Here is a 25,560-nt window from a genome sequence, read left to right on the forward strand (position 1 = left end):
GTGTCCCACGAGGCGAGAAGCGGGGCCGTCGAGCAGTGCGCCACCGACCGGTAACGCCCCAGCCGTACTCGGCGATTCTCGCCCGGCGCGTTCAGGCGTTCGCGATGATTTCGTCGAGGGCGAACAGGTGGAGGTCGTCACGGTCAGCGGCGGCATCGCGAACCGACTGCGTGAACCCGTTTCTGGCGAAGAGCGCGTATTCTCGCTCCACGTCGCCAGTATCGGGCGTCCATCGAATCTCGTCGGCGTGGTCTTCGAGCGACGCGAGCGCGCCGTAGTCGAGCGGTGACGACGTGAACTTACACTCGCCAGCGACCATCGTCCGACCATCCGTCAGGCCCACGACGTCGACCTCGTGCTCCTTGTACCACCACCGGCCGACGTCGACAAACGTCTCGTCGGGATACAGATTGGGGAGTGCGTCCTGACAGAGGGTCTCAAACGTCTGGCTCACGAAGTCGGCAATCTCCGGTTCGATGACGGTCTCGTAGGTGTCGTCACCGAGGCGTTCGTACCGGTCTTCGTTGCCGTAGACGAACCGGAACCAGAACCGAAACAGGGTGTCGAGAATCCGGTATCGTCCCCGTCGTGACGTTGTCTTGTCCTCGGTGACCGGGACCTCGCGATCGACGAGGCGAAGCCGTTCCAGTTTCTGGGTGTACGTCGAAATCTGCTTTCCATCGATGCCGATCGCCCCTGCGATCTCGTTCGAGGTCGTGTTCCCGGCGGCGATCGCTTTCAGGATGGCGAAGTATCGGTTCGGTTCGGTGAGTTCGGTTCGGAGGACGTACTCGGGTTCGTTGTGTAGGAACCCCTGCTGTGAGAGAATCGCACGCTGGACGACCGTCCCGAGGTTGTGGTCCAGTTCGACGCCGTCGAGGTAGTACGGCGTCCCGCCGAACACGCCCCACGCGAACAGCTGCTCCTCGAGCGTGTACGAGTCGGGAAAGAACTCGCGTACGGCGTCGAAGTTGAGCTGTCGAAGGTCGATCTTCTCCGTGAATCGACCGTATAGCGGGCTGTTTCCGAGGAGCGTCGCCTCTTCCATCATGCTGATCGACGAGCCCACGAGCACGAACGTCGCGGCCGTGTCCTGTATCTCTTGGTCCCACAATCGCTGAACGACTGACGGGAGGCTCTCGTCCGCGTCGATTAGGTACGGGAATTCGTCCAGCACGACGATTGCGTCCTGCTCGGCGAGATAACCGAGAAGCGATTCCCACTCCTGTTTGATGCGGTCGACGCCGGGGAACGACTCCGACGCGGCGTCGACGAACTCGTCGAGCTGTACCTGGGACGTGGTTTCGGTCGCCTGGTACAGCACGGCATCGTCGCCCTCGCCCAGCGATTGCCGGACGAGTTCGGTCTTCCCGAGGCGTCGACGCCCGAAGATAACGACCATGTCGGCCTCATCGGACTCGTAGCAGCCTCGGAGCCGCGAGAGTTCGGTCTGACGGTCGACAAATCGGTCCATACTGTCCGATGTTTGGACGTTGGCATAAACGCACCGGATAACCAATCTCAAAATAGGCTAATTCAGAATTGGCTATTTCGAGTTAGTCAGTTCGAACCGCGGACGGAGCGGCGCTCATCGAAACGCCTTCTCACCGGCCTCGACCGGCACCTCGAGCCAGTTCTCCGTCGGCCTCCGGAACTCGATTCGTTACGCGTGTTGTTCGATCAGGCCCTCGAGGGTCGCACGATCCTGGACGCCGACCGTGCGCTCGACCGGCTGCCCGTCGGCGTAGAGGACGAGCGTCGGGACGCCACGCGCGCCCAGCTGCTGGGCGATCCGCTGGTGACGGTCGACGTCGACCGTCGCGACGGCAGCGTCGGTCTCCGCGGCGAGGGCCTCGATCGTCGGCTCGAGCATCTGGCAGGGGCCACACCAGTCGGCGTAACAGTCCACGAGGACCACGTCGTGCTCGTCGACGACCTCGTCGAGGTGACCCTGTCCCGTGATCGCGATCGGCTCGTCGGGCGCGTCGCCTCCCTCGTCCGCGTCGGGCGCGTCGAGACTCTCGCCGTTCTCGAGGCGTTCCTGTAACTCTCGTTTCTTCTGCTCGCGGATCCGCTGTCGTTCCTCGTCTGCAGTGTCGCTCATCGTCCGATCGTACGGCCGCCATCGTTATAATGGTTTTGTGCAACAGGTCCAATAGTGGTGGCCGGACAGTCGCGACTCGTCGTCGAGGGCGACGCAACCAGGCGATCATCGTCCGCGTCGCTCGTCGCGGGCAACTTTGACCACTGAGTGATACCGGATCCGCAACGGACGGCACCTGGCGATGTTGTGGGCCGGTTCTATCAGCCGGCGCGGAGTCGGTGTCGGTCCGTCAGCGGACGATTACGGCGCTCGAGGTCACCCGATCGGATATATACGCTTCGCTTTTTCCTGCCCACCTGTGTTTTGCGGTAGTGGCTTTACTACACAATACTACTTTTCGAGTGTGATCGAACGATGACCGACCGACGCGACAGGCTCGGACGGTCCGAACGACGACGGCAGCTTCAGACCTAGACCAATGACAGAGACACCCAAACCGGACGTAACGATCGACTCGCGCGGCGCAACGTGTCCCGGCCCGCTGATGGACCTCATCGGGACGGTGAAGACCCTCGACCCCGGCGTAGTGGTCGAACTTCGGACCACCGCACGGAACTCCACGACGGACGTTCCGGAGTGGCTTGAGGAGGCCGGCCACGAGTTACTCGAGATCGAGGAGCGCGACGACCACTGGAACATCTACCTGGAGGTCGACTGAGATGCACCGAATCGCGATCGTCGGCGGCGGAACTGGTGGGACGGTCCTCGCGAACCGACTCGCGGACGAGCTACAGGGCGAGATCGAGGCCGGCGAGGTCGAGGTCCGACTGATCACGGCCGATCCGAACCACGTCTACAAGCCGACGTTCCTGTACGTGCCCTTCGGGAAGAAGACGGTCGACGACGCGAAACGGCCGATCGAGGAGCTGGTCGACCGCCGCGTCACCCTGACGATCGACGAGGTCACCGGCATCGATACCGATCGCAAGCGCCTGTCGCTCGCCGACAGGACGACCTCGCTGCGCTACGACCAACTCGTGGTCGCGACCGGCGCGACCCTCGAGCCGGAGGCCGTGCCGGGCCTCGCCGAGGCCGGCCACCACTTCTACGGCCCCGACGGTGCCGAACGACTCCGGGACGAACTGGCCGACTTCACCGAGGGCCACCTCGTCCTGAGCGTCGTCGGCGTGCCACACATGTGTCCGGCCGCGCCCGTCGAGTTCACGCTGATGGTCGACGACTGGCTCCGCCAGCGGGGTCGGCGCGAGGACGTCGACGTTACCTACACGTACCCGATCAACCGCGCCCACGGCCTCGAGTCGATCGCCGACTGGGCGACCGACCTGTTCGAGGAACGCGACATCGCCCTCGAGACGTTCTTCAACGTCGACGAGGTCGACCCCGACGCGGAAGTCATCGGAACGGTCGAAGGGAACGAACTCGAGTACGACCTGCTCGTGGCGATCCCGCCCCACCGGGGCAGCGACCTCGTGACCGACGCGGGGCTCGGCGAGGACGGCTGGGTCGACGTCGACAGGCACACGCTCGAGGCGACGGCGGCCGAGGACGTCTCCGCGATCGGCGACGCCGCGGACGTCCCGACGAGCAAGGCCGGCAGCGTCGCCCACTACGAGGCGGGCGTCGTCGCCGATCGGCTCGCCAGCCGCGCCCGCGGAGAGACGCCGACGGCGACCTACGACGGGAAGACGGTCTGCTTCCTCGAGGCGGGGATGGACGAGGCGACGTTTATCGAGTTCGAGTACGGCGAGGAACCGTTCGTCCGCGAGCCATCGAAAGCGCTCCACTGGGCGAAGCTCGGCTACAACGAGTCCTACTGGCTCACCGCACGGGGGTTGCTCTAGATGGCCGACACCGAACCCGCGCCCGACTCAGAGACCGCCGACGCCGGGGACCCGACGCTCGAGGAACTCGTCGCCGACAACCCCGAGGAAGTCGCCCGGTTCCTCGAGCGTATCGATGTCGTCAACGACCTGCTCGACACCGCGGACCTCGCGACGGCCGCGATGGACGACCGCATGGTCCAGGACCTCTCCGGCACGGCGACGAACCTCGGGGCCGCGGCGGACGGGCTGGCGACCGACGAGGTCGCAGCCCTCGGCGAGGCGACCGGCGAGAACGCCGACGACCTCGCCGACGCGATCGAGGCACTCGCTCGCCTGCAGCGATCGGGGACGCTCGACGACCTCGTGGCGATCGCGGACGTCGCCGCGCTCGGCTCGTCCGCGATGGACGACGGGATGGTGACCAAACTCGCGGCGACCGGCACCAGTCTCGGCGAGGTGGCTGACACCGCGGCCGACGACGACGTCGCCCGCACGCTCGAGGCGGTGCTCGGGGCCGTGGGTGAAGCGGGTGCCGAACCGACGAAACCCATCGGTGTCCGCGGGCTGGTGCGTGCCCTCCGAGACCTCGACGTCCGGCGGGGCCTCGGGTTCGTGATCGCCGTCGCTCGCAAGACGGGGCGGCGGCTGCGGAAGCGGTGAGACCGTCACGACAGTCGCCGTTGCGTCTCAGCGCACCATCCGTCGAAAGCGCCGGCGAGAGACGTAGTATGTCGCATTTCGACGTTCGTACCGCAAACACTACCCCGTGGTCGCCCCTTCTTCTAATTGGAATCACCCCGCTGTCTCGAGGTGGCATCGCTTACGACGTTCCGTCAGGTTTCACACCATGATCGATCCAGTCACCGGCAGTCGGCTGCAGTTCGCACTCACGACCATCGTCCACATCATCTTTCCCGTGATGAGCATGGGGCTCGCCCCGTTCCTCGTTTACTTCACGTGGAAAGACGTTCGAACCGGAAAGCCGATCTACGAGCAGTTACGCAGGTTCTGGACGCGGATCTTCGCCGTCAGCTTCGTCGTCGGCACCGTGACGGGGATCGTCCTCGAGTTCGAGTTCGGGACTAACTTCGCGGCGTTTTCCACGACCGCCGGCGAACTCTTCGGCGGTCCCCTCGCGCTCGAGGGGATGATGGCGTTCATGCTGGAAGCGACGTTTCTCGGGATCTTCGTCTTCGGCCGCGAGCGCGTCGGGAACGCCCTGTACATGGTCTCCGCTGTCGCCGTCGGCCTCGGAACGTGGCTCTCGGCCGTCTGGATCCTGATCGCCAACTCGTGGATGCAGACCCCGCGGGGCTACGAACTGGCGACGAAAAACGGGCAGACGATCGTTCAGCTTGTCGATCCGATCGCGGCTTACGCCAACCCGCGGTTCCCCTGGATGTTCGTCCACATGCAAAACGCCGCCGTCGAGTCCGTCGCGCTGTTCATGGCCGGACTCGGCGCGTACTTCGTCTTCAGACACCACGTCTGGGGGTATTCGGTCGAGAACATCGGCTTCTGGGAGACGACGCTCAAGTTCGGCCTCCTCGCGCTGCTCGTCACCGCGCCGTTGCAGGTCCTCCACGGCGATCTGTACGCTCGACACGTCTTCGAGACCCAGCCACAGAAGTTCGCCGCGATGGAAGCAGTCTGGGAGACCGACTCCTACGTCCCCGAGTACATCGTCGCGTTCCCGACGAGTATGCAGGACCTACTGGATCCGCGGGCCAAGGACATCTTCGGTATCGGCATCCCCGGTGGGGCGTCGTGGCTCGCCAGCGGCGGCGATCCGCAGGCGACCATCCAGGGACTCGAGGAGTTCGAGGGCCCACAGCCGCCCGTCGCGATCGTCTTCTGGGCGTTCCGGATCATGGTCGCGCTCGGCTTCTGGTTCATCCTGCTCGCCGTCTGGGGCGGCTACCGCTGGTGGCGGGGCGAACTCCTCGAGGACGACCTCCTCCACAAGGCCCTGATGGTCTCGACGCCGCTTGGCATCCTCGCGGTCGAACTCGGCTGGGTCGTCACCGAGGTCGGTCGCCAGCCGTGGGTCATTCAGGACGTCTTGCGGACGAGTGAAGGCGTCTCGCCGGGGCTCACGGCTGCCGAAGCGACAATAACCCTCGCCGGGTTCGCCGTCGTCTACATCGGACTGCTCGCGCTCTATACGTACGTCGTCGTCCGGATCATCCGTGCCGGACCGCCGGACGTGGACGGTCCCGAACTGGATGGCCCGACGGAGACGCCCACGTCGGAGGTCCAGGCCGATGACTGACCCGGCCTCACTCGCGACCGATCCCCTGTTCGGACTGCCGCTTGCCGACCTCTGGTTCGGGCTGTTGTTCTTCATCCTCGCGATGTTCCTGTTCCTCGATGGCTTCGACTTCGGGGTCGGCGCGCTGTTCGCGACGCGAGAGGACGCCGACGAACGCGAGCAGTTACTGTCCGCGATCGGGCCGTTCTGGGACGGTAACGAGGTGTGGCTCGTCGTCTTCGGCGGCGCGATGTTCGCGGCGTTCCCGGCCGTCTACGCCAACCTATTCAGCCGCCACTACCTGCTGATGTTCGCGATCCTGGGCGCGCTCATCGTTCGGGGTCTCGCCCCCGAGATGTACGAACAGCGCCACGACGAGGCGTGGCAGCGGTGGTGGGGGCGGGCGTTCGTCGTCGGCAGCCTCACGGCCCCGTTCTTTCTCGGGATGTTCACGGCGAACTGGCTGCTCGGCGCGACGACGATCGTCACGCTCCCGGGACTCGTCGTCGGCCTGGCCATCGTCGCGCTGACCGTCGTCGACGGCGTGGCGTTCCTTCGACTGAAGACGCGGGGCGATCTGCGCGAGGACCTCCGGACGGACGGCTACCGCGCGCTCGTGGCGTATCTCCTCCTGATCGTGGTGACGCTGGGATACGTCTACGGAGCGGCCCCCGCCCTGCGATCGGCCCTGTTCTCCGCGCCGGTCGCTGCCCTCGTCCTCGCCACGCTCGTCCTCGCCGGGGTGTACGCAGCGGCGACGCGGGCCGACCGCTACTACGTGGCGTTCGGTGCCGCTGCGGGCCTCGTCTTCGCACTGGTCGGCATCGTCGCGGGCCTGATGTATCCGGCAATCGATCGCGCCGGCGGGCTGACGGTCGAGACGGCGATCGTCTCGACGCTGCCGCTCAACCTCATGTCGATCGGGGCGGCAGTCCTACTTCCGCTCGTCTTCGTCTACTTCGTGGTCCTCTACTCCGCGTTCAGCGGCCCGATCGAAGCAGGTGAGTCGTACTAATGGGCTCCGACGACGACCGCGTCGAGCGTCCGGCTGTCGACGGCGGTGACGACGAGGGCCCCCCGACGGTCAGCGACGCTGACGCCGCCACTCGCAACGACGATCGACCGACGAGCGGGTCGGGGACCGATCCGTCCCCGCCGCGGCTGGGTTCCCGGGTCCTGGTGACGTGGATCGAACTCACGGTCGTCGGCATCACCGGTGGCCTCCTCGGTGCGACGGTCGGCGGCCCGCCCGGGTTCGTGATCTACCTGGCGACGACCCTGCTCACCGTCGGCATCATCTTTCACAACGTAAACGAACTCGTCAAGACGTGGCTCCGGGCCTCGCAGAACGAACGCGCGATGGAGTGATCGATGACCGACGGTGCTCGCGGGCGGTGGGACTGCACTATCGCTGCTCCTCTCGTCGCAGACGTTCACGCCGGTTCTCGAACTCCTCGTCGGTGAGGTCACCGCGAGCGTAGGCGGTTCGCAGTTCCTCGAGGGCGGGGTCGGTCCGTCGGCCGCCGGATCCACGAACGGCGCGGTACAGGAGATATCCGAGGCCGAGAAGCACCAGTAACGGGACGATCGACATGAGCAGCCACATCCACGTGGCTCCGGTGCCGCCCCACATCCCGCCCCGCCACATGTGACCGCCGCCCCAGACGCCCATCATGGGCATCGCGAGCGCCATCATGAGGACCGGCAGCAGGAGGATCACGGCGATAACGACCACCAGTGTCCGAATCAGTGACTCGTCGGTTGCCATACGTCCCCCTTCGGTTGCTAGAGTCTTGAACGGTATGGTGGATACCGACTCCCGGACACTGGTCGTCCGTCTGCGTCGGGAAACGCAGTCGGTTCCGTCGACGGCCACTCCCGAGCGTCGGATTCGACCGACCGGTGACGACAGGGAACCCCTCGCCACACCCAGGGGGAACGCGAGGGTCGATTTCGACGGATCGGAACCGACTCGCAGGGAGCCCAAGTAGCTCGAGCGGGCACCGAATGGCGGCTACGAAACACGCTTCGACGCGCGTACCGACCACCGTCGGTCGACGATCGTGACCAGATAGTACCCCCAGATCGAGAGCACAACGGCGTATCCCGGACCGTGCAGTAGCGCCGACCACGGCTGGTCCTGATAGAAGAAGCCGATCCCGACGGCGAGCACCGCGAGGTTCCAGGCGAGGACTGATCGCGGGCCGACGACCGACGGGAGAGCCGTCGAGGGGACGAGTCCGGCGACCCGACCGTCGCCTGCGTCACCGCCGTCGGCTCCGGGAGCCCACTCGAGCGAGCGGGCGACGAGCAACGAACCCGCGAGCGCGACCGGCAGCGCCCAGCCGAGGAAGAAGAAGTGCAACGCGCCGGTCTCGATCCACGGGTCGGGGATGCCAAGCGGGACGCCAAACAGGATGAACGGTGCGAAGCTCGCCGGGCCGAGGATCCACAGTTGGGCGACGAGAATCGAGAGCGCCGTCCCGTTCGACGTGCCGGCCCGGTAGGTCCGGGCGAGCGTGTAGACGTACAGGACGTAGCCGGCGGCGTACAGGGCCAGCCCGGTCGCGGTCACCGTCGTTCCCATGCCGAGGACCGGCCCGACGACGAGTGGGACGATACCGAGCGCGAACAGCGGGAACGAGTAGCGTTTCAGGCGGTCGCTGTACAGCTCCGCGTCCACGAGCCGCGGAAAGAGATCGTACAGCGTGCCGATCGCTGCGAGGCCCAGAAAGCCCCACGCGTTGGCGTGGACGTGTGCTTCCCGGAGTCCGTACCAGCCGCCGGGGACGTCCCAGCCGCGGCTGTACAGGCCGAAGGCGAGCGTGAGCCCGATCAGGTAGACGAACGGCGAGAGGAGGGAGAAGCCGACGGTCGGGTCGCGTGCTCGTCCGTCCTCGCTTCTGACGACCATCACGAGAACGACGGCGAACAGCCAGCCCGTGAGCAGCCAGATCGTCCCGAGACCGACGTCGAACAAGAGCGGCTCGCCGTAGGCGCGCCCGTACCACGCGAGCAGTAAGGCGCCGTTCAATCCGAGGAAGACGGCTCCGAAAGCCCGCGTCGACGGCCCCGGGCGCTCGAGTTTCCGCGCCATCAACTGTGGCAGTGTCCCAAAGAGCAACTGCGTGAACGCACCGATCGTGACGAAGTGGATGTGCGTCCACGTGATCCACGACACCTGCGGGACGAGTTCGAACCCCTGGAGACCCTGATAGCACGCGAGCGCGAAGCCGACGAACAGGAATCCGATGCCGGCGACGTGAAACGGCGTCATCGAGAGCGGCGGACCGTCCGTCGATCGGCGAGCAGCCCGCTGTTCGGCGTCCGTCGGACGTGAGTCACGTGAATCCGTATCGGCCATACACGTCCGTTCGCTCGGCCGCTGTGTATCGGTTATCGCGAACATCGGGGTGCAGTTCGAACATGTTCGAAGTCCCTGCTACGGTGTTCGACCGCCAACCATCGATACCGATGCCACGGGCGAAACTCACCGTTCACCTGCCCGAATCGCTCTGGATCCACGAGATCTCGACCGCCTATCCCGACACCACGTTTCGAGTCAGTTCGGTGCTGCCGGGTTCGGATGTCGCGATCGGCGTCATCGAACTGGCGGCACCGAATCCGGTCCCGATACTCGCCGCGATCGACGACCGGCGCGATATTCGGGACCTCGAGTTACTCTGGAAACACGACGAGACGGCGCTCCTGCAGGTCGAGACGGCGAACGCGTCGCTGCTCGCTCCCATGCAGCAGGCCGGCGTTCCGATGGAGACGCCGTTCACGGTCGAAGACGGCGTGGTGACCTGGGAACTGACGACGAGCGCGAACCGGTTATCGACGCTCGGCGACACGTTCGATGAACACGGGATCGAATACCACATCGAGTACGTCCACGCCGTCGACGCGAGGCGTGCGGAGAATCCCTTGACGGAGCGGCAACTCGAGGTCTTCCTGACTGCTCTCGACGCGGGGTACTACGACGTTCCCCGCGAAGCGACGCTGACGGACGTCGCGTCGACGCTCGGTGTAACCAAGTCTACGTGTAGCGACGTTCTCCACCGTGCCGAGGGTACGATCGCACACTGGTTCGCCGACGAACACGTGACGATCGCCGACTCGGCCGCTGCGGGCCTGCAACACGTCGGCTGAGTCCGTTCGCCGTCGGTGTCAGGCCGTTCGATCCGGTGGGACGAGCATGACGTTGCCGTCCGCCCGTGCGACGATGTCTTCGGAGACGCTCCCGAGTAACAATCGTCGAAGTCGGCTGTGCCCGCGCGAGCCGATCAGGACCGTGGTCGGCTCGTATTCGGCTTCCGCGGCGAGTATCTCGTCGGCGGGATCGCCCTGCCGGACGGCGGTTCGCGTCTCGATCTCCCAGTCCTCGAGCGTGGTCGCCAGTTCCGCGAGTCGTGCGCCGGGATCGCTCTCTTCGGGGAGGTCCGGATCCTTCGGCGTTTCGACGTGGACCAGGGTCGCCTCCTGAGTCGCGTGACGGAGGTACGAAAACGCCTCGAACGCCCGCTCGGCGTTCGCAGAGAAGTCCGTCGCGAACAGCATCCGCTGGAACAGGTGTTCTCGGCGGACGGTCGGATCGTCCGTCCCGCGCTCGATCCGATTGACGAGGAGCGGCACGACCGTCGTCCGCGCGAGATTGCGCGCGGTCGATCCGATGACGCGGTTCTCGAGTGGGCTCTTCCCGCGCGAGCCGACGACCGTGAGGCTGGCACCGATCGCTTCGGCGATACCGTTGATCCGTCGATGGGGCGTGCCGCGGACGACGTGTGCTTCGGCGTCGAAGCCCGCGTTTTCGATGACGCGCCGGTAGCGAGCCAGCGCTTGCTCGCGACGTTCCTCGAAGTCGATGCCGGGCATGCCGGCGTGTACGTTCGACGGGATCACGGTCACGAGATGGATCTCCTCGACGCCGATTCGACCGAGACACTCGAGGCAGGTTTCGTTCTCGATCGTCGCCTCGCTGGCGGCGGAGAGATCGGTCGCACAGATCGCTTTCATACCGTTCGTAGGACGTGACGCCATAATATTGTTTGGGTGGGTCAATACTAGCGTCGAATTATCGGTTGCGGGCGAGCCGTTCAACGAGTCCGACGGTCGGTACGGTAGTTGTAATGTTATTGTTGTATCGTGAGGGTAGTGTCATCTATTCGTCCCAACCGCGCCCCAGAAGCAGAGCCCGATGTCTGGGGGATTTCTGTATCGGTATAACTTATTCGAATATTCCCGTTGGATAGCCGTGAGATAGACGGCAGTAATATTGTGCGCTATTCCCAAAAGTGTTATAGCCATCCTCCGGATAGACGATACTGAGCAGAAATCCATGACCCGAACACAACTGCACGGCGGAGGTCGATCCCGATGATCGACCTCGCAGCGTATTCACCAGCGGTACAGGCAGGCGCACTCGTCGGCGTCGTCCTCCTCGAAGCGGTCGTCCTCTACGTGGGGTACGGCGCCTTAGAGCAGGTCGCAAAACCACTCGTCGAACGGATCACTCACACATAGATGGAACTCTTTGGAATCGCACTGACGATGCTCGCGTTGTTCGTGAGCTTCGGCTTCATGGTCGGGGTGTTGTTCGGCTTCTTCGGCATGGGTGGTTCGTTCCTCGTCACACCCGCGTTACTCGTGATGGGGTACCCCACCCGCGTCGCCGTCGGTAGCGGCATGGCCTTCGTCTTCGGGACGGCCGTTATCGCGACGCTGAAACACCGCGACCTCGGGCAGGTCGACTACAAACTCGGCGGCCTGATGGTCGTCGGAACGACCGCAGGTATCGAAGTCGGTAGTCACCTGGTGTACTACCTCGAAGAACTCGGACTCGCAGGCGGCGTCATCGGCGTCACGTACGTCTTCCTGCTGGGCGGTATCGGGGTGTTCGTCACCTACAACGCGCTGAAGGCCGACGGATCCGACGACAGCGGCGGCGGCCACCACGAGGCCGCGACCCAGGAAATCGACCCGAACGACATCCCGGACATCGCAAAGAAGATCCAGTCCTACAACGTCCCGCCGATGATGACCCTTTCGGGCGGAATCGAGGTGTCGCTGTGGATGATCCTTGGCGTCGCGTTCGCCACGGGACTCCTCTCGGGCTTCCTCGGCGTCGGCGGCGGCTTCATCCGCATGCCCGCCCTGTTCTACCTGATCGGCGTCCCGGTGCCGATCGCGGTCGGGACCGACCTGTTCGAGATCGTCATCTCGGGGGGCTTCGGTGCGTACACCTACGGTCTCAACGGGGGCGTCAATCTCTCGATCGTCGTCCCGCTGCTGGCCGGGAGCGCACTCGGTGCCCGTATCGGCTCGGCAGCGACCAGCGTCGTCAACGAGGACGACATCAAGATCTACTTCGGGCTGATGCTCCTGGGTGGATCGGTCGCCGTCGCCTTCCAGCAGTCGGCCGGCTACCTCGGCATGCCGGTGCTCGACACGATCGGGTTCGTCCTGATCATGCTCTCGGCGTTCATGGTCAGCGGGGCCGTGATCTACAACACGATCACGACGATGCGAGCGCGGTCGAACGCGTCCGCGCCGTCTGCGGACTGACACTGGCGACGCCGCTCGCTCCCTCCTGCTCTCGGCTCATCGACATTGTACAATATTCACACAACCCTTATACCGCCGCGGTCCCTACCCCGAGACAGTAACATGGCTAACTCGATGGCAGAACAACTGCAACAGGACATGGAATGCGAAGGGCTCCTGGAGTGTATCCACGGGCTCAAGCAACTCGACAAGGAGTGTTTCCGCGTGATGGTCGAGAGCGAGGACGCACTGACGATCGACGAAGTCGCCGAGCGGGTCGACCGCGAGCGCTCGACCGCGTACCGTTCGATCCAGCGGTTGCTCAAGAGCGGCTTCATCCAGAAAGAGCAGATCAACTACGATCAGGGCGGCTACTACCACGTCTACTACCCGACGGACCCGACCCAGATCGCAAACGACATGCAGCGAAAGCTCAACGACTGGTACGCGAAAATGGGGCAACTCATTCAGGAATTCGAGGACAAGTACGAACACGCCGAGTCCGACACCGAAATTCCTGCGCAGAGCTAGGGACCGTCTCTCGAATACCCTCCGTTTGGATCACACGACTTCCGTACCTACAGTTCGACGGCAGCCCCGTCCGTCCTGTTTCCTGTCGAGTTCACCCGACGCTCGAGGAGCGACTGGACGACCGCTCGAGGGACACGGAGAGTGCACCAACTGTGTCGCCGAGACTGCGTGAGAACTGTGGAGAAACTACCGCTCCGTCCTAGAACGCCGGACGCGTTACTGCGCCGCGTGCGTCTTGAGTGCGTCCACGAGCGTTTCGGCGGACTGGAAGCCGTCGTCGAAGCGGGCGACTTCCGCGCCGTCTTTCAGGACGACGAGCGTCGGGACGCTCTGGACGTTGAACTCGGCAGCGAGGTCGGGGACGAGACCGGCGTTCACGACCGCCACGGCACCCGGAGCGCTACGGGCGACACCTCCGAGCACCGGCTCCATCGACGCGCAGATGCCACAGCCGGACGTGACGAACTCGAGCAGGACGAGGTCGCGCGTCTCGAGCAGTTCCTCGTAGTCGGACGGGTCGTTCAACTGAACGGGCTTTCGGCTCGCGCGGCCATCGTCGGTCGGCTCCGAAGCGGTCGTTTCGGTCATCGTCGTCGATAGGGCTCGAGCGCATTTGAGTGTTTTGTATACACTGTGCAATACTGTTGGGTTCGGATCGGGAAGCGACGACGGCGGCGGGGGCTCCGAACGCGCTCATACGCCACTCCACCACGAGGGAGGCGATCAAGGCGCTGTCCCAGCGTCGGACGGGAGACCGTCGGTCGGACGTGACTGCGCGGAACGACGGTTCGCGAGGTCGATGTGCGGGGAGACGAACCAGCACGTCGCCAGACTACTACCGAACCGATTCGGTACCGCGTTCACGATCGGGCAATGATCGGTCCGGTGACAGCTGACGTCTTCGGTGACCCGGCCCGAGCAGTCGGTGGGCGTCGACCGTCGACGACCGATCGAGGGACGGACGGACGAGTACTCGGACGCGTACACGACCGCGATCGTGTGGGTGTTCCGTTAGTCGTGGAGCGCGAACCACCTCTCAGGACGGGATGGGAGATCCGGGGACAGCCTCACCCGTCGACGTCACCTGTCTCCGGACCGTCCCGCGCAGTTGCGCTCGGTCGTTCACCGGGGACGTCCGCATCCGCCATCAGCAGGACGCGGCGCTCGGTGTACTCGAGGCCGTTCTTGCGCTGCCGGGTCCGTTCGATCGCCAGTCGATGCTTCGAGAGCTCGAGTAACGCGTCGATCGTCCTCGAGACGAGTTTCTTCGCGTAGTCGTCGCTGATACCCGTCTCTTGACGGCGGATCCAGTGTTTCATATCGCTCGCCGTAACGTACTCGTGGACGGCTTTGCACCCGCTCTCCCACGGGTCGTCTCCGACGGCCGGATCGGTGCGGGCCTTCCAGAGCCTCGCAGCGAGCCGCGAGGGGAGCGAGGACGTGGTTGCACGGAGGCTGTCGTCGTCCATCTTCGCGAGTTGCTGAATCGGCAGGAGGTCGCCGTGTGCTAACGCGACGTCGCCGCCGCGCTCGAGCGGATCGTCGCTCTCGGGCAGTCGGAAGTACTGCCCGCCGTCGTCTTTGCTGACTCGCTCGAGGCGGCCGCCGGCGACGTCGAGCTCGCTCTCGTCGACGTTCGCCGCGAGCAGGTGGGCCCCTTTCTCGAGTTCGCGAGCCTGGAGTTCGCCGATGCGGTCCTTGTTCGCGTTCAGTTTCTTTTCGTGGGCGTCGAGTCGCGCTTCGAGCGGCGGTCGCGTCCGCTCGAGTTCTTCGATCCGGGCTTCGAGACGCTCGTTTGCCGCACGCTCCCGCTGGAGTTCGGATTCGAGGCGGTCGAGGCGATCGGTCTTTCGCTCGAGGCCGGCTTCGAGCGTGTCGAGTCGCTCGCGAAGCGACTCGAGTTCGGTCGCCAGCGTCTGAACGATCGATGCGGTCGGTTCGGAGTGCTCGGAATTCGTGCTCATGTCGTCGTGATCCGTGGGTGAGATGGAGTGGTTGGCAAGCCGATGCGGCCGGCGCTCGGCGGTCACACGGAGTCGGGGAACGGACGGGGGCGGCGAGCAGTTGCGTGAGCGGCGACACGGAGCGACTCGAGACCGCCCGGCCCCGGCTCGCTCGTCGTCCCGCAGTCGACGGCGTTACGCGCCGTCCCGTCGGGACCCCGGCGAGCCGCCGTCGGCGACGAGCGCCGACCGCTCCCCAGTCGCGAGCGAGCGCGGGGGTCGGTACGCACACCGCTGGTCGGGGTAGTACCGCTGTGCGAGGACCTTCGCGGCGTTGGAATCCGCGTCGACCGTCTCGACGCGACAGTTCGGGTTGGTACAGCGGAACGTCTCGTGCAGCGGTCGGTCGCCGATGACGCCACAGCCGTGACACTCCTGGGAGGAGTAGGCGACGGGCACCGTCGTGGCCTCGAGGCCGTACTCGGCGGCGACCGCGCGCAGGCGCAGATGGGCCGTCGGGAGCAGCCACGCCGTGCCGCGGTGGGCGTTCGGATCGGTCAGCCACGCCCACAGGTCCGGCTCGTAGTGGCTGTCCTCGGTGACCAGCACGGGGCGGTCGTACGCGCTCGCGTAGTCGCAGATCTCCCGCGCCGCGTCGTCGAGGGCCTCGAGTAGGGCACCCCGACGGCGTCGGACGCGTGCGACGATCGTCTCGCGATCGGCGTCGCCGGCGAGCAGTGCGGCGACGCGGTCGCGAAGCGCGTCGAGGCGAGCGCAGAGGTCGTCGCCGGGGATCGCGTAGGCTCCCTTCCAGTCCGGCATGGACACCGGACACGCGGTGTAGAGGGTGTGTTCCCCGAGGTCGACGCCGATCGCGGTGCGGTCGGCGGGACCGGTGGCGGCTGGGGTGTTCTCGCGGCCAGTCGACTGGCCGGCTGTACGGTCGTCTGTGGAGCAATATTCATTGCCCCTCGAGCGTTCGGTTCGCATGGTCGGACCCTCGTGCAGAGGATGACCCGACCCCGGCGTGCTAGGGACACGTCGGACCTTTTGGTCCGAAAGGGCGGGTCGACTGGGCATAGAATCCCATCTCATAAATAGCTTCCTAACGGTTCGCAATCAATTGCTAACGGTGTGACCACATATTAAAACGATAGAGAACCGTTATCGGACGTATCGGTAGACCTATGACTACTAATCGAACCACTGTAGATGTGGTCCGACAACGCGCAGACTGGATGCGTCCAGTCGACGAGCGCATCATGGAGACGATGCGCGACGAAGGAAATCTCACTCCTCAGGCTGTGGACAACTTCGGTGTCTGCTCTCGTAGCCATGCCAGTGTCCGCCTCTCTAAACTCAACAAATACGGGTTAGTCGATCGGATCGCACAGGGGCTTTATCGACTCACTGAGAACGGACGCGCCTTCCTCGACGAAGAACTCGATGCGAGCGAACTCGAGCCAGTCGAAGACACCGAGTAAAGACCTCTGTTTTAGTTCCCTACTCAGGACGCGGTTACTCTGTTGGTGAACACATGCTGTAGATCTCGTGCTGTCGAGCAATGATTTTGAGTTACAGTCTTTGCGAAAGATAGAACGCGGCAATACTATGAAAATCTCCACGGTGGATTTCGGTTATGCACACGATCAGGCGGGGTTCGTGTGCATATTCGGAAAACGAATTTTGTCAGCGTGCAATCCCAGGGGGCAGTTTAGTCGAAAGGATCAAATTACGGTAACTATACTTGTGGACTTATCAATGATAATTTCATAATATCTACAATAATAATATTTGAAAGAATATGCCACTGCGGACAGAACACGCTCAACAGCGCGCTATGGAGAGATCGTTTTCCGGCTCAATTGATTGGATGATCCCCCAAAAGAGTAATCGGACTGCACGCTTGTGGTCTCTCTTAGTACGATGCAGGTGCATCGGACGAGTATGCTGATAATCATACGCAGCGAACGCGTCAGGAGATGTATCTCCTCGTTGCTCCATGTCTTTCCGTATCTCCCGCAGTAACGCGTGAAGATTCAGCAATTCATCGTGGCGCATTCTTATGAATCGGAACGGACCTGCCGTTATGAGTCTGCGGCCTGAGAGCGTAACGAAGAGCGCTACTGTTTAATCGTATGGGAAATCTGAAATCCAAATCTCGACTCCGTTACCGATGTCTCGAAGAAGGACTTGGGAATCGCTGACGGCGAACGATACCGTTGTAGTACCCTCCTGATTAAACTGGAACAACGTATTGAGCGCTGACGGATTGATACTATCGTACAGTCTGAACTTCCGCTCCATCACATCGATATTCTCGTACTCTGCAACCCCCTCTACAATCGCGACGCTCAGATTGCGGTCCTCGTCAGCAGTGTAGATGTGATGGCCTTCGTCATCGTACAGTCGGTAAGTCGACATACTACGATAGTCGCCCAGTCCTCTGTCAGTAGTTCTTTCCGTAGCGCTTGCAACATCCTATTGATTCTCTGAAACTCAGTTAGATACTACTCAGTCGTTGTCATTCAAATCGACGAATGAGTCGCTCCCACATCGGCAAAGCGATCTATTGCCGTCTTGTATTAGTCCTCCATCAGGAAGCCGTCGACCAGAATACACAGCACTGCACCTGGTGCAATATACAGAGACTTCTTCTATGTACTTTTGACTCCCATATCAAATTAAAGATTATTGAGTGAATGCATAGACATAGTGGCGAACTTCAGCTACTGACTCAGTTAATGAATGTCTATCAATTGAGATGACATTCCAGAAATTGCTTTGAGATAAGTACAGGCGGAGTCTTGATTTGTAGAAGTACTCACCCAGTCTTCACGAACTTCGCGCTCCCGTTCTGTTCGATAGTGACTCGATACCTGTAATAACTGAAAGTGACCTCCATTTGGGCCTCTGGTGCCGGTGGATTAGAAAAAAGCTCACTAAGCATTCCGTCCACGCAGTCGTAGATAGTGGGTAACTCGGTGGAATCTACTCCTTCCAAATCCATGATCGCCTCAACAATCTGCACGGATGGGCTATCGCCGTCAGGATCAAGTTCTCGATGAACGATTTCACTCTCAGTTCGATCTGTCATTGCGGTACTGTCTATTGTGAACCGCTAATATAGCTGTTCACATAGAAAACAACGAACTTCATATTGAAATAATCCACTCAAATTAATTTGCTGGTGATTCGAGAGTGCTGAATCGGTCAATGCATGATCGGTACTTATCGTTCGCCGAGTAGTCGCGGAAAAGGTACGTGAACTATTTTATGATGCCCTCGTTCATACACAATAAACACGTATTCAAATGGACTGCTACTGAGCTATAATCCCCTTCAAAATTTGTTCTGTCGTTCCTGCTCAAGTCGTTGACACCCAACTATTAACGAATTAGGCATATCTGCTGATTTTGAATGTAACGCTTCAAATACGATAGCAACCTGGTCGAATTTTGGACCACGAGTTGCAATTAATGGATCTATCTCCCAGTCAATAAATCCCTGATCGGCCAACATTGGCAAATGCTGATGGTACAACTCTTTCTGCAACTTCCTAGAATCAACAGGAATATTAGGATTTATTGCACTCTCTGGTAATGGAACTGTTTGGTCTGGTGATGCATCTAATAGCGATACAATAAGTTGGCGGCGTGGTTCCGCTAAGAGCGCCCGGAAAACAGCGTTCCATTTTTCAATAACATGTGTTCCGGCCTCAATTCGTGTGTCAAACTCCCCCATGACAAGCCAATCGTGTCTCTGTATAATAAATAGCCACCATACACGTTAATATATTTTCATTTATCATAGACTCTCTATAAGATGGGATTCAATGCCTCACCGGTTATTATTCGATTTGCTTATAACATATATTAAGGTTGAAAAACTCCCCGCTTCATGTGCATCAACTGGAGATCCATGTGCGAAGGCGAGGCGGGGGCGCTGTAATTTTTGGGCGCTGTCGCCTTGGCGACACCCCGCGACCCACGCAGAACCCACCGCATCACACGTTTCGACAGTTCCGTTTTCCACCCATAGCTACCTGAGATGAGACCGGCAACCGCCGTGCGCCGGCGGGTTCCGGCTACTATTACTGCTATCTGTGACGCACCTGTTTGTCGATTCGATCGACGCGGTCGACGCGAGCGCGTCTCACTCGTCGGTCTTCGAGACTCGTGGCGACTCGAGACGGGAGGATTTTCGCCGACTTACACAGGGCAATACGTCCGCCGCGGCAACGGCATCGAAACGGCGGCTTCGCGTCGTCTCCGTTCGCCTTCGAACCAGTATGAGTGCTCCCGAATCTACAGTCGACGTCGAACAGTTCCTCACCAACCTCCTCGCGTTTCGGTCCCGCGAACTGACGATGGTCGGCGCGACGCTGGCCGTCCTCGTCGCCGCGGTCGTCTTCTTCCCCGGCCTCGAGAACGTCGGGCGGGGCGTTCAGTCCGACCTCTCGGTCGGCTTGCTCGCCGCGGTGAGTCTGATCGCGATCGTCGCCGGCGCTGTCAAGGGGATGACGGGCTTTGGCTACTCGCTCATCATGACGCCGATCGTCGCGACGGTGATCGATCCGACCGTCGCCGTCGTCGTCCTGGCGATTCCGCCGTGGATGCTCAACATGTTCCAGATCGCCGAGACCGGCGTCGGGCGATCGTTCGTTCGCGAGGAGTGGTCGCTGCTGGTACTCGCCGTCGTCGGAACCGTCATCGGCGTCGCGGCGCTGGCGACGTTCAGCGCCGGCCCGCTCGTCGCCTTCGTCATCGGTCTCGTCTTGCTTGGCTACGTTGCCTTTCAGGTCGCCCAGAACTTCGTCACGGTCGCGGAAGCACACCACCCGTTCGCCCTCGGCGCGGCCGGCTTCTCCCAGGGATTCCTGCTCGCCCTCGCGAATCTCGGACCGCTGCTGCCGGCGTACTTCCACACCTTCGAGCGGGACGCCGAGCGGTACATCGGCGGGCTCTCGATGGTCCTCGGGACGATCTTCACGGTTCGGATCGTCCAGATGGCGCTGTTCACCGATCTGTTGACGACCTACCGGCTCTGGCTCGGCTCCGTGATCGCGGTGGTCACGATCGTCGGCCTGCTCCTGGGGACGTATCTCCGCCGCCTCGAGTTCGACGAGCGAACGTTCAACTGGTTCGTCGTCGGCCTCCTGTTCGTCATCTCGCTCAATATCTTCCGGAACACCGTGCCGGCGCTGTTCTTCTAGCGACTATCGCGACCGAACCGATGAAACGAAGCTGTGTGACCGATCGAGCGGTCGCCGGTCTCACTTCGTCAGCGAGATGAGCACGAGCACCAGCCCGCTCGAGACGATGGCCGCTTGCACGAGAGCGGCGGACGCGATGGTCGTTCCGAAGACGTGGTAGATGAGGCCCTCGCAGATCGCACCGGCACCGATGAAGACGAACCCGCCGGAGACGTACAGCATCGGCGTCTGGCCGCTTCGGCGGTAGCCGTGGTACGCCAGGTACGCTACCACGAGGCTCAGGACGAGCGTGATCAGTTTGGCCAGCAGGAACGACGCCTCCATCACTCCTCACCCCGGAGCCCGCTCCAGAGCGAGGTAAAGTTGTCCGCCAGCTCGTCGCGGGTCTCCAGCGTCACCGACAGTTGCCCGTCGGTGATGTCGACGTGGAGTTCCTCGAGTGACGTTTCGAACTTGCTTCGGTGGGAGCCGTCCGCGTCGACGGTGTTGTGTTCCTCGACGAGATCGAGCTCTTGCAGCCTCGAGACGCGGCGATAGATCGTGGTGAGCGAGGCGTCGCACTCCTCGCTGAGCGTTTTCGCGGTCTTTGGCCCGTGGTCCGCGGCGAGGAGTATCTTCCGCGCGTACTCGTCCGCGAGGATCTGGAAGATTTCCGCCGACTCCGACGACCCTCTCTGGTGCACACGATACGTCCCGTGGTTCGACGGCAAATAGGCCACGATTTGCCGGTGCAGCAAATCGCCGGGAGCGTCTTATACTTGGCTCTCGAGGTCGCCGCGTGCCCACGAACGAGTGCTCGAGAGGAGGGGCCGGAGTGTGTAGCACTCAGTCACAGCGCACGATCCGATCTGACACAGCTCACGGTGTACAGGTCGGGCACGATCGACTGTGGCGGACGTAGATCAGCCCCGATAGCAGCGTTACGGAGAGCGCACCGAGGAGCGGCCGTAGCGGATCGAAGTACGTCATGAGCGCGGACGAACTGAACAGCGCGAGCAGGGCGACGTTACAGATCGGACAGCCGACGGCGAGGAATCCGCCGACGAGGCCGCCGATCGCCAGCCGATCCTCGGCGATCGTGCCGTCGGTTTCGCTCCCGTCGCCGTCCTCGGCAGCCGCGGGATCGGTGCTGGGGTCGTCGCCGATTCCCTCGGTCGTCAACCGCTGTGCGGTATAGACACCCGCCAGCAGCGCGGTCAGCGTCAGGAACAGGTAGTCGACCGGCGTCCGCGGGACCATCCGCACGTACAGCGGGTTCGGAACGAGGCCGGTGACGAGGCCAACTAGCAGGAACACGCCGATTCCGGCGGCCGCCCCGGACACCATCGCCCGTCGATCCGACAGGATCGGCCGAACGAACCCGCCCCCCGTCATTTCCCACCCTCCGTCGGGATCGCACACCGTTCGGGATGGCCGGCTCGTCCGAGAAAGAACAGTAACAACACGAGGCCGCCGATGCGGATCAACGCGCCGTCGTAGGGCAGCGCTGCGAGTCCACCAGCGAACCCGAGAAAGCCCAGCAGGCCGGCACCGCAGCTCGCACAGCCCGACGCGAGGAGTCCGGGGACGATCCCCGTGAGGTCGGCGAGGCGCGAGGGGCCAACGAACCGAAACTGGGCGACGGCGTTGACGACCGCGATACCCGACAGCAGGGCGTAGAGGACGACGACCGCGAGCCCGGTCCAGCCGTCGGTTCGGTACACCGTCTCCGTCAGCGAGACGAGGACGTACTCGAACCAGTAGAGGCCGTCGCCCAGCATCTGCAGCGAGAACGCCGGCATCGTACTCAAGAGGAGGAGGACGTAGGTGGCGGCGGCGACGGCGACGAGGCCGATCGTCCCACGCCACGTCTCGAAGGGATACGTGATTGCTGCGCCGAGATCCGTCAGGTACTGCTCGACCGAGTCACGCAGGTCCATCGTCTCGGATCGATGTGGGACGGACACAAATCGGCATCTCCGATTTGCTGACCCAGCAAATCGGCGGTTCCGTTAGGAACACGAAGCAGAAACGGTCGGCAACACCGATGTCACTCGAACAGCCATCCCGTCGTGCCTTCCTCGCCGGTTCAGTCGTGACAGTCGGCGCTGGCGGCACCTACTATCTCACGCGATCCGATGAGACCACTCACGATCTTTCTCCCTCGCTGCACTCGAGCACCGAGACCTCCGCATTCGGCGTCGACTTCACCGGCAAGCCGATCGTGGGGTCGCCCGAAGCACCACTCGAGATCTACTACTGGACGGACTTTCAGTGCCCGTTCTGCGAGCGGTTCGAACGGGAGACGTTCCCCGACCTCGTTCGGGAGTACGTCGAGCCCGGTGACGTTCGCGTCGTGGTGATCTCGCTTCCGTACTTCGGCGCGGACTCGATGACCGCCGCGGTCGCCGGCAAGTGCGTCTGGGAGCAGGTTCGCGACGACGACCCCTCGACCTACTGGGACTGGCACGCGGCGGTCTTCGAGGAACAGGGCGAGAAAAATTCGGGGTGGGCGTCGACCGAGAACCTCCTCGAGTACACCCGCTCGGTATCCGGCGTCGACGCGGACGCCCTCGAGTCGTGTCTCGAGGACCGTCGGCCGGAACTCGAAGACGAGATCGAGACCGATTCGGACCGAGCGCGCTCGATCGGCGTGTCGGGGACGCCGACGTTCGTCGTCTTCGATCCGGCGACCGAGGCCGTCGGCTCGCTCGTCGGCGCACAGCCGCTGGAACGGTTCGACGAGACGATCGAGCGGATCCGGGATGCGTGACGTCGATCGATCGCGCGGTCGGTCTCACTCACCCGTATTCGAAGACGCGAGCCATTCCTCGCTCGAGGTGGTAGACGTTGTGACAGTGGAACAGCCAGTCGCCGGGGTTGTCCGCGCGGAAGTCGAACGTCACCCGGTCGCCGTGGGGTGCGACGAGAACGGTATCCTTGACCGCGTCGCCGACCTGGAAGAAGTGGCCGTGGAGGTGCATCGGGTGGATCGCCGGACTGCGGTTTACCATCCGCACGCGGACGTGATCGCCCTCGCTGATCTCGAGCGGGTCGGCGTCCGGGTACACTTCACCGTCGATGGTCCACGCGTCGGCGTCGACACCGGCACCGCCCATCATCCCGCCCGCCAGCGTGACGTCGAACGTCCGATCCGGCTCCCCGCCGAGATCCAGCGGTTCGAGCGCCGCGAGGTCACCGTACTCGAGTTCCGGACCGTCGAACCCCGGTCGTTCGGCGGAGTCGGCATCGGCAGTTTCGTAGCGCAGTCTCGCCTCGGCGGGGTCCTCGTCGCCGACGACGGGGTCCGCGGCGATGATCCACTCGCCGGGCGAGTCGGCCTCGAGGATCGCGTCGTAGCGTTCGCCCATGCTCACGACGAACGAGTCCACCTCGACGGGGTCGACCGGTCGCCCGTCGGCGTGTGTGACGGTCAGCGAGTGGCCGCCGACGCCGACGCGATAGGTCGTGGCGCTGCTCGGGTTGATGAATCGCAGTCGGACGCGCTCGCCTTCTTCGACCTCGAACACGGGCGGATCCGAGGGAAGACGACCGTTAACGAGCAGTCCCTCGTAGGGCGGTCGCTGACTCAGCATTTGACTGCTGGGTCCCATGCCGTCGCCGTTTCCGCCCGGTCCGCCGTCGGGCCCCATTCCGCCGCCGGGACCGCGACCGTTTCCTGGGCCACCACCACCTTCGCCGCCGGGACCCATGCCGTCGCCGGGACCGCGACCGTTTCCTGGGCCACCACCACCTTCGCCGCCGGAACCCATGCCGTCGCCGTCTCCGCCAGGTCCGCCGCCGGGACCCATGCCGTCGCCGGGACCGCGACCGTTTCCTGGGCCACCACCACCTTCGCCGCCGGAACCCATGCCGTCGCCGTCTCCGCCAGGTCCGCCGCCGGGACCCATGCCGTTGCCCCCGCCCGGCGGGGCTTCGATCGAGTCCAGCACCGGCTCCGCCGGGAGGTAATCGTCGAACTGCAGCGTGTACTCGCGGTCGTACTCGACGTGTGGCGACTCCTCCTCGATGATCAGGGGCCCGTAGAGCCCCCTGTCGAGTTGCAATCCCACGTGACTGTGGTAGACGTACGTCCCTGCCGGTGACGCCTCGTACTCGTACTCGAACGTTTCGTCCGACGAGACGGGCTCTTGCGTGACCTCCGGAACACCGTCCATCGGGTTCGGCACGGGAACCCCGTGCCAGTGAGTCGTCGTCCCCTCGGGTACCTGATTTTCGAGTGAGACGCGAAGCGTTTCTCCCTCACTTACCCGGAGTTCCGGGCCGGGGAACTGCTCGTCGTACACCCACGTCTCGAGGCTCTCGTCCGCTCCGACGTCGACTTCTCCGCTCGAAGCGATCAGCGTTTGTTCCCGCGTGCCGTTGTCACCCTCCTGTGCGGCCCGCTCGAGTGCGGCCGATCCGATTCCGCTCGCGCTCGAGAGTCCCGCGATCCCGAACAGCGTCGCGCCGCCGACGCGCAACGCCTGCCGTCGTGGAACGACTCGATCGTTATCGTCCATCACAGAATCGCCCACGACTGTCGGGAAAAATGAGGGGCATGTCTGCGCGCGTCTGTCTCGATTCACGTCCGAGAAACGCGGCCTCGAGACCGGCCGGAAATCGCTCCCGACCGAATCGGTACCGTCACCCGAGCGTCGCGATCAGCAGGAACGTCTCCGGACGGACGGCCTCGTGTTCGATCGAGAATCCGGCATCGCGGAGCGCCGCTGTCGCCTCGTCGGCGCTGTAGCGTTCGTCGACCGGCGGCCCGTCCGCGCCGGCGCCGGTCGCCGCCCAGTCGACGACGACCAGTCGGCCGTCGGGCGCGAGGACCCGTCGAACCTCCGCGAGCGCGTCGTCGCTCGCGAACTCGTGGTAGGTCATCGTCGAAAACGCGGCCTCGAGTGCGTCGTCGTCGAACGGCAGGTCGCTCACGTCGCTGGTCACGAGTTCGACGTTCGCCGGAACGCCCTTCTCCCGGTAGTACTCGTGCATCGCCTCCTGGACGTCGACCGCGTGAACCGCGCCGGCGTGGGGCGCGACGTCGTCGGTGAAGAAGCCGGTCCCGCTGCCGAGGTCGGCGACGGTGTCGGCCGGCGAGAGCGAGAGCGCCCACAGCAGTTCCTCGGCCGAGACGAAGCGGTATCGCTGACCGGCCCGTTCCAGCTTGTCCGCTCGCTCGGCGTCGAACGTGTGGTAGCCCATGG

At 63.3% G+C, this 25,560-nt stretch carries 31 protein-coding genes; 13 read left to right on the top strand and 18 right to left on the bottom strand.

Going from position 1 to position 25,560, the window contains the following annotated elements; translation table 11 throughout:
• Positions 1-91: 91 nt before the first annotated feature.
• Both CP557_RS20845 and CP557_RS20850 read right to left on the bottom strand, forming a co-directional pair.
• The gene (locus CP557_RS20845) at positions 92-1,474 is read right to left on the bottom strand and encodes an ATP-binding protein (RefSeq protein WP_097381940.1); all 1,383 of its coding nucleotides are present in this window, start codon (positions 1,472-1,474) and stop codon (positions 92-94) included.
• A gap of 189 nt (positions 1,475-1,663) precedes the next feature.
• Positions 1,664-2,104, bottom strand: a complete 441-nt coding sequence (locus CP557_RS20850; protein WP_097381941.1) for a thioredoxin family protein — start codon at positions 2,102-2,104, stop codon at positions 1,664-1,666.
• Positions 2,105-2,522: 418 nt separating this feature from the next.
• On the opposite strand from CP557_RS20850, the gene CP557_RS20855 reads away from it, so the two are divergent.
• The 6 genes from CP557_RS20855 to CP557_RS23525 all read left to right on the top strand — a co-directional run bounded on the left by CP557_RS20855 (position 2,523) and on the right by CP557_RS23525 (position 7,507).
• Positions 2,523-2,762: a sulfurtransferase TusA family protein gene (locus tag CP557_RS20855; protein WP_097381942.1), complete on the top strand. Its 240-nt coding sequence runs from the start codon at positions 2,523-2,525 to the stop codon at positions 2,760-2,762.
• A 1-nt stretch (position 2,763) separates the two neighbouring features.
• The gene (locus tag CP557_RS20860; protein ID WP_097381943.1) at positions 2,764-3,906 is read left to right on the top strand and encodes an NAD(P)/FAD-dependent oxidoreductase; all 1,143 of its coding nucleotides are present in this window, start codon (positions 2,764-2,766) and stop codon (positions 3,904-3,906) included.
• Positions 3,907-4,548, top strand: coding sequence for a DUF1641 domain-containing protein (locus CP557_RS20865; RefSeq protein ID WP_097381944.1), 642 nt, complete (start codon positions 3,907-3,909; stop codon positions 4,546-4,548).
• A 187-nt stretch (positions 4,549-4,735) separates the two neighbouring features.
• Positions 4,736-6,160, top strand: a complete 1,425-nt coding sequence (locus CP557_RS20870) for a cytochrome ubiquinol oxidase subunit I (RefSeq protein ID WP_097381945.1) — start codon at positions 4,736-4,738, stop codon at positions 6,158-6,160.
• The gene (locus CP557_RS20875; protein ID WP_097381946.1) at positions 6,153-7,154 is read left to right on the top strand and encodes a cytochrome d ubiquinol oxidase subunit II; all 1,002 of its coding nucleotides are present in this window, start codon (positions 6,153-6,155) and stop codon (positions 7,152-7,154) included. The genes CP557_RS20870 and CP557_RS20875 overlap by 8 nt, the downstream gene beginning before the upstream one ends.
• Entirely contained in the window at positions 7,154-7,507 is a 354-nt protein-coding gene (locus CP557_RS23525; protein WP_211290270.1) for a hypothetical protein, read from the top strand. Before CP557_RS20875 ends, CP557_RS23525 begins: the two co-directional genes overlap by 1 nt.
• 37 nt (positions 7,508-7,544) lie before the next feature.
• Here the strand turns inward: CP557_RS23525 and CP557_RS20885 are convergent, their stop codons facing one another.
• Positions 7,545-7,907, bottom strand: coding sequence for an SHOCT domain-containing protein (locus CP557_RS20885; protein WP_097381947.1), 363 nt, complete (start codon positions 7,905-7,907; stop codon positions 7,545-7,547).
• A gap of 246 nt (positions 7,908-8,153) precedes the next feature.
• Positions 8,154-9,503, bottom strand: coding sequence for a heme-copper oxidase family protein (locus CP557_RS20890; RefSeq protein WP_245853133.1), 1,350 nt, complete (start codon positions 9,501-9,503; stop codon positions 8,154-8,156).
• A gap of 62 nt (positions 9,504-9,565) precedes the next feature.
• Here CP557_RS20890 and CP557_RS20895 point away from each other — a divergent pair, with 62 nt between their 5' ends.
• On the top strand, positions 9,566-10,291 hold the full coding sequence (locus CP557_RS20895; protein ID WP_211290271.1) for a helix-turn-helix domain-containing protein: 726 nt from the start codon (positions 9,566-9,568) through the stop codon (positions 10,289-10,291).
• An 18-nt stretch (positions 10,292-10,309) separates the two neighbouring features.
• On the opposite strand, the gene CP557_RS20900 is transcribed toward CP557_RS20895, so the two are convergent.
• The gene (locus CP557_RS20900) at positions 10,310-11,155 is read right to left on the bottom strand and encodes a universal stress protein (RefSeq protein WP_097381950.1); all 846 of its coding nucleotides are present in this window, start codon (positions 11,153-11,155) and stop codon (positions 10,310-10,312) included.
• Between the two features lie 360 nt (positions 11,156-11,515).
• Between CP557_RS20900 and CP557_RS22730 the strand changes: the two genes are divergently transcribed.
• The 3 genes from CP557_RS22730 to CP557_RS20910 all read left to right on the top strand — a co-directional run bounded on the left by CP557_RS22730 (position 11,516) and on the right by CP557_RS20910 (position 13,213).
• Entirely contained in the window at positions 11,516-11,662 is a 147-nt protein-coding gene (locus CP557_RS22730) for a DUF7512 family protein (protein ID WP_169924431.1), read from the top strand.
• Positions 11,663-12,703 (top strand): sulfite exporter TauE/SafE family protein, encoded by a 1,041-nt coding sequence (locus tag CP557_RS20905; protein WP_097381951.1) that lies wholly within the window; start codon positions 11,663-11,665, stop codon positions 12,701-12,703.
• A gap of 102 nt (positions 12,704-12,805) precedes the next feature.
• Positions 12,806-13,213 (top strand): helix-turn-helix domain-containing protein, encoded by a 408-nt coding sequence (locus CP557_RS20910; RefSeq protein ID WP_097381952.1) that lies wholly within the window; start codon positions 12,806-12,808, stop codon positions 13,211-13,213.
• A gap of 216 nt (positions 13,214-13,429) precedes the next feature.
• Here CP557_RS20910 and CP557_RS20915 read toward each other — a convergent pair whose 3' ends face one another.
• The 3 genes from CP557_RS20915 to CP557_RS20925 all read right to left on the bottom strand — a co-directional run bounded on the left by CP557_RS20915 (position 13,430) and on the right by CP557_RS20925 (position 16,146).
• On the bottom strand, positions 13,430-13,801 hold the full coding sequence (locus CP557_RS20915; protein WP_097381953.1) for a thioredoxin family protein: 372 nt from the start codon (positions 13,799-13,801) through the stop codon (positions 13,430-13,432).
• A gap of 479 nt (positions 13,802-14,280) precedes the next feature.
• Positions 14,281-15,177, bottom strand: a complete 897-nt coding sequence (locus tag CP557_RS20920) for a hypothetical protein (RefSeq protein WP_097381954.1) — start codon at positions 15,175-15,177, stop codon at positions 14,281-14,283.
• A 174-nt stretch (positions 15,178-15,351) separates the two neighbouring features.
• The gene (locus CP557_RS20925) at positions 15,352-16,146 is read right to left on the bottom strand and encodes a zinc ribbon domain-containing protein (RefSeq protein ID WP_097381955.1); all 795 of its coding nucleotides are present in this window, start codon (positions 16,144-16,146) and stop codon (positions 15,352-15,354) included.
• Between the two features lie 248 nt (positions 16,147-16,394).
• Between CP557_RS20925 and CP557_RS20930 the strand changes: the two genes are divergently transcribed.
• Positions 16,395-16,640 (top strand): DUF2161 family putative PD-(D/E)XK-type phosphodiesterase, encoded by a 246-nt coding sequence (locus CP557_RS20930; RefSeq protein ID WP_097381956.1) that lies wholly within the window; start codon positions 16,395-16,397, stop codon positions 16,638-16,640.
• Positions 16,641-16,983: 343 nt separating this feature from the next.
• Here CP557_RS20930 and CP557_RS20935 read toward each other — a convergent pair whose 3' ends face one another.
• The 4 genes from CP557_RS20935 to CP557_RS20950 form a co-directional block, all read right to left on the bottom strand.
• Positions 16,984-17,217: a UPF0058 family protein gene (locus CP557_RS20935; RefSeq protein ID WP_097381957.1), complete on the bottom strand. Its 234-nt coding sequence runs from the start codon at positions 17,215-17,217 to the stop codon at positions 16,984-16,986.
• Positions 17,218-17,286: 69 nt separating this feature from the next.
• On the bottom strand, positions 17,287-17,580 hold the full coding sequence (locus CP557_RS23530) for a HalOD1 output domain-containing protein (RefSeq protein WP_097381958.1): 294 nt from the start codon (positions 17,578-17,580) through the stop codon (positions 17,287-17,289).
• A 400-nt stretch (positions 17,581-17,980) separates the two neighbouring features.
• On the bottom strand, positions 17,981-18,253 hold the full coding sequence (locus tag CP557_RS20945) for a HalOD1 output domain-containing protein (RefSeq protein ID WP_097381959.1): 273 nt from the start codon (positions 18,251-18,253) through the stop codon (positions 17,981-17,983).
• Positions 18,254-18,498: 245 nt separating this feature from the next.
• A complete protein-coding gene (locus CP557_RS20950; RefSeq protein WP_097381960.1) occupies positions 18,499-18,900 on the bottom strand; it encodes a hypothetical protein in 402 nt (133 codons plus the stop codon).
• A gap of 547 nt (positions 18,901-19,447) precedes the next feature.
• Between CP557_RS20950 and CP557_RS20955 the strand changes: the two genes are divergently transcribed.
• A complete protein-coding gene (locus tag CP557_RS20955) occupies positions 19,448-20,371 on the top strand; it encodes a sulfite exporter TauE/SafE family protein (RefSeq protein ID WP_097382066.1) in 924 nt (307 codons plus the stop codon).
• Between the two features lie 60 nt (positions 20,372-20,431).
• Here the strand turns inward: CP557_RS20955 and CP557_RS20960 are convergent, their stop codons facing one another.
• The 4 genes from CP557_RS20960 to CP557_RS20975 all read right to left on the bottom strand — a co-directional run bounded on the left by CP557_RS20960 (position 20,432) and on the right by CP557_RS20975 (position 22,290).
• Complete coding sequence (locus tag CP557_RS20960; RefSeq protein WP_097381961.1) at positions 20,432-20,695, bottom strand: DUF7521 family protein; 264 nt, start codon at positions 20,693-20,695, stop codon at positions 20,432-20,434.
• Positions 20,695-21,054 carry an ArsR/SmtB family transcription factor gene (locus tag CP557_RS20965; protein ID WP_097381962.1) on the bottom strand — a complete coding sequence of 120 codons (360 nt, stop codon included), beginning with the start codon at positions 21,052-21,054 and terminating at the stop codon, positions 20,695-20,697. The genes CP557_RS20960 and CP557_RS20965 overlap by 1 nt, the downstream gene beginning before the upstream one ends.
• Before the next feature lie 175 nt (positions 21,055-21,229).
• The gene (locus CP557_RS20970) at positions 21,230-21,745 is read right to left on the bottom strand and encodes a hypothetical protein (RefSeq protein ID WP_097381963.1); all 516 of its coding nucleotides are present in this window, start codon (positions 21,743-21,745) and stop codon (positions 21,230-21,232) included.
• Positions 21,742-22,290 (bottom strand): hypothetical protein, encoded by a 549-nt coding sequence (locus tag CP557_RS20975; protein ID WP_097381964.1) that lies wholly within the window; start codon positions 22,288-22,290, stop codon positions 21,742-21,744. Before CP557_RS20975 ends, CP557_RS20970 begins: the two co-directional genes overlap by 4 nt.
• 107 nt (positions 22,291-22,397) lie before the next feature.
• Between CP557_RS20975 and CP557_RS20980 the strand changes: the two genes are divergently transcribed.
• Positions 22,398-23,123, top strand: coding sequence for a DsbA family protein (locus CP557_RS20980; protein WP_097381965.1), 726 nt, complete (start codon positions 22,398-22,400; stop codon positions 23,121-23,123).
• Positions 23,124-23,151: 28 nt separating this feature from the next.
• On the opposite strand, the gene CP557_RS20985 is transcribed toward CP557_RS20980, so the two are convergent.
• Both CP557_RS20985 and CP557_RS20990 read right to left on the bottom strand, forming a co-directional pair.
• Entirely contained in the window at positions 23,152-24,873 is a 1,722-nt protein-coding gene (locus tag CP557_RS20985) for a multicopper oxidase family protein (protein ID WP_097381966.1), read from the bottom strand.
• Between the two features lie 124 nt (positions 24,874-24,997).
• Positions 24,998-25,558 carry a class I SAM-dependent methyltransferase gene (locus CP557_RS20990; RefSeq protein ID WP_097381967.1) on the bottom strand — a complete coding sequence of 187 codons (561 nt, stop codon included), beginning with the start codon at positions 25,556-25,558 and terminating at the stop codon, positions 24,998-25,000.
• Positions 25,559-25,560 lie beyond the last annotated feature (2 nt).

It is taken from the genome of Natrinema ejinorense (genome assembly GCF_002494345.1).
Classification (GTDB): domain Archaea; phylum Halobacteriota; class Halobacteria; order Halobacteriales; family Natrialbaceae; genus Natrinema; species Natrinema longum.

Bases quoted from the DNA above. Each gene is read 5' to 3' on its own strand.
- CP557_RS20945 (WP_097381959.1), bottom strand. From the start codon at position 18,253: ATGACAGATCGAACTGAGAGTGAAATCGTTCATCGAGAACTTGATCCT.
- CP557_RS20980 (WP_097381965.1), top strand. From the start codon at position 22,398: ATGTCACTCGAACAGCCATCCCGTCGTGCCTTCCTCGCCGGTTCAGTC.
- CP557_RS20870 (WP_097381945.1), top strand. From the start codon at position 4,736: ATGATCGATCCAGTCACCGGCAGTCGGCTGCAGTTCGCACTCACGACC.
- CP557_RS20970 (WP_097381963.1), bottom strand. From the start codon at position 21,745: ATGACGGGGGGCGGGTTCGTTCGGCCGATCCTGTCGGATCGACGGGCG.
- CP557_RS20930 (WP_097381956.1), top strand. From the start codon at position 16,395: ATGCGTCCAGTCGACGAGCGCATCATGGAGACGATGCGCGACGAAGGA.
- CP557_RS20910 (WP_097381952.1), top strand. From the start codon at position 12,806: ATGGCTAACTCGATGGCAGAACAACTGCAACAGGACATGGAATGCGAA.
- CP557_RS20855 (WP_097381942.1), top strand. From the start codon at position 2,523: ATGACAGAGACACCCAAACCGGACGTAACGATCGACTCGCGCGGCGCA.
- CP557_RS20960 (WP_097381961.1), bottom strand. From the start codon at position 20,695: ATGGAGGCGTCGTTCCTGCTGGCCAAACTGATCACGCTCGTCCTGAGC.
- CP557_RS20915 (WP_097381953.1), bottom strand. From the start codon at position 13,801: ATGACCGAAACGACCGCTTCGGAGCCGACCGACGATGGCCGCGCGAGC.
- CP557_RS20950 (WP_097381960.1), bottom strand. From the start codon at position 18,900: ATGGGGGAGTTTGACACACGAATTGAGGCCGGAACACATGTTATTGAA.
- CP557_RS20975 (WP_097381964.1), bottom strand. From the start codon at position 22,290: ATGGACCTGCGTGACTCGGTCGAGCAGTACCTGACGGATCTCGGCGCA.
- CP557_RS23530 (WP_097381958.1), bottom strand. From the start codon at position 17,580: ATGTCGACTTACCGACTGTACGATGACGAAGGCCATCACATCTACACT.
- CP557_RS20875 (WP_097381946.1), top strand. From the start codon at position 6,153: ATGACTGACCCGGCCTCACTCGCGACCGATCCCCTGTTCGGACTGCCG.
- CP557_RS20850 (WP_097381941.1), bottom strand. From the start codon at position 2,104: ATGAGCGACACTGCAGACGAGGAACGACAGCGGATCCGCGAGCAGAAG.
- CP557_RS20895 (WP_211290271.1), top strand. From the start codon at position 9,566: ATGTTCGAAGTCCCTGCTACGGTGTTCGACCGCCAACCATCGATACCG.
- CP557_RS20900 (WP_097381950.1), bottom strand. From the start codon at position 11,155: ATGAAAGCGATCTGTGCGACCGATCTCTCCGCCGCCAGCGAGGCGACG.
- CP557_RS20905 (WP_097381951.1), top strand. From the start codon at position 11,663: ATGGAACTCTTTGGAATCGCACTGACGATGCTCGCGTTGTTCGTGAGC.
- CP557_RS20920 (WP_097381954.1), bottom strand. From the start codon at position 15,177: ATGAGCACGAATTCCGAGCACTCCGAACCGACCGCATCGATCGTTCAG.
- CP557_RS20865 (WP_097381944.1), top strand. From the start codon at position 3,907: ATGGCCGACACCGAACCCGCGCCCGACTCAGAGACCGCCGACGCCGGG.
- CP557_RS20985 (WP_097381966.1), bottom strand. From the start codon at position 24,873: ATGGACGATAACGATCGAGTCGTTCCACGACGGCAGGCGTTGCGCGTC.
- CP557_RS20955 (WP_097382066.1), top strand. From the start codon at position 19,448: ATGAGTGCTCCCGAATCTACAGTCGACGTCGAACAGTTCCTCACCAAC.
- CP557_RS20990 (WP_097381967.1), bottom strand. From the start codon at position 25,558: ATGGGCTACCACACGTTCGACGCCGAGCGAGCGGACAAGCTGGAACGG.
- CP557_RS22730 (WP_169924431.1), top strand. From the start codon at position 11,516: ATGATCGACCTCGCAGCGTATTCACCAGCGGTACAGGCAGGCGCACTC.
- CP557_RS23525 (WP_211290270.1), top strand. From the start codon at position 7,154: ATGGGCTCCGACGACGACCGCGTCGAGCGTCCGGCTGTCGACGGCGGT.
- CP557_RS20925 (WP_097381955.1), bottom strand. From the start codon at position 16,146: ATGCGAACCGAACGCTCGAGGGGCAATGAATATTGCTCCACAGACGAC.
- CP557_RS20845 (WP_097381940.1), bottom strand. From the start codon at position 1,474: ATGGACCGATTTGTCGACCGTCAGACCGAACTCTCGCGGCTCCGAGGC.
- CP557_RS20860 (WP_097381943.1), top strand. From the start codon at position 2,764: ATGCACCGAATCGCGATCGTCGGCGGCGGAACTGGTGGGACGGTCCTC.
- CP557_RS20890 (WP_245853133.1), bottom strand. From the start codon at position 9,503: ATGGCCGATACGGATTCACGTGACTCACGTCCGACGGACGCCGAACAG.
- CP557_RS20935 (WP_097381957.1), bottom strand. From the start codon at position 17,217: ATGCGCCACGATGAATTGCTGAATCTTCACGCGTTACTGCGGGAGATA.
- CP557_RS20885 (WP_097381947.1), bottom strand. From the start codon at position 7,907: ATGGCAACCGACGAGTCACTGATTCGGACACTGGTGGTCGTTATCGCC.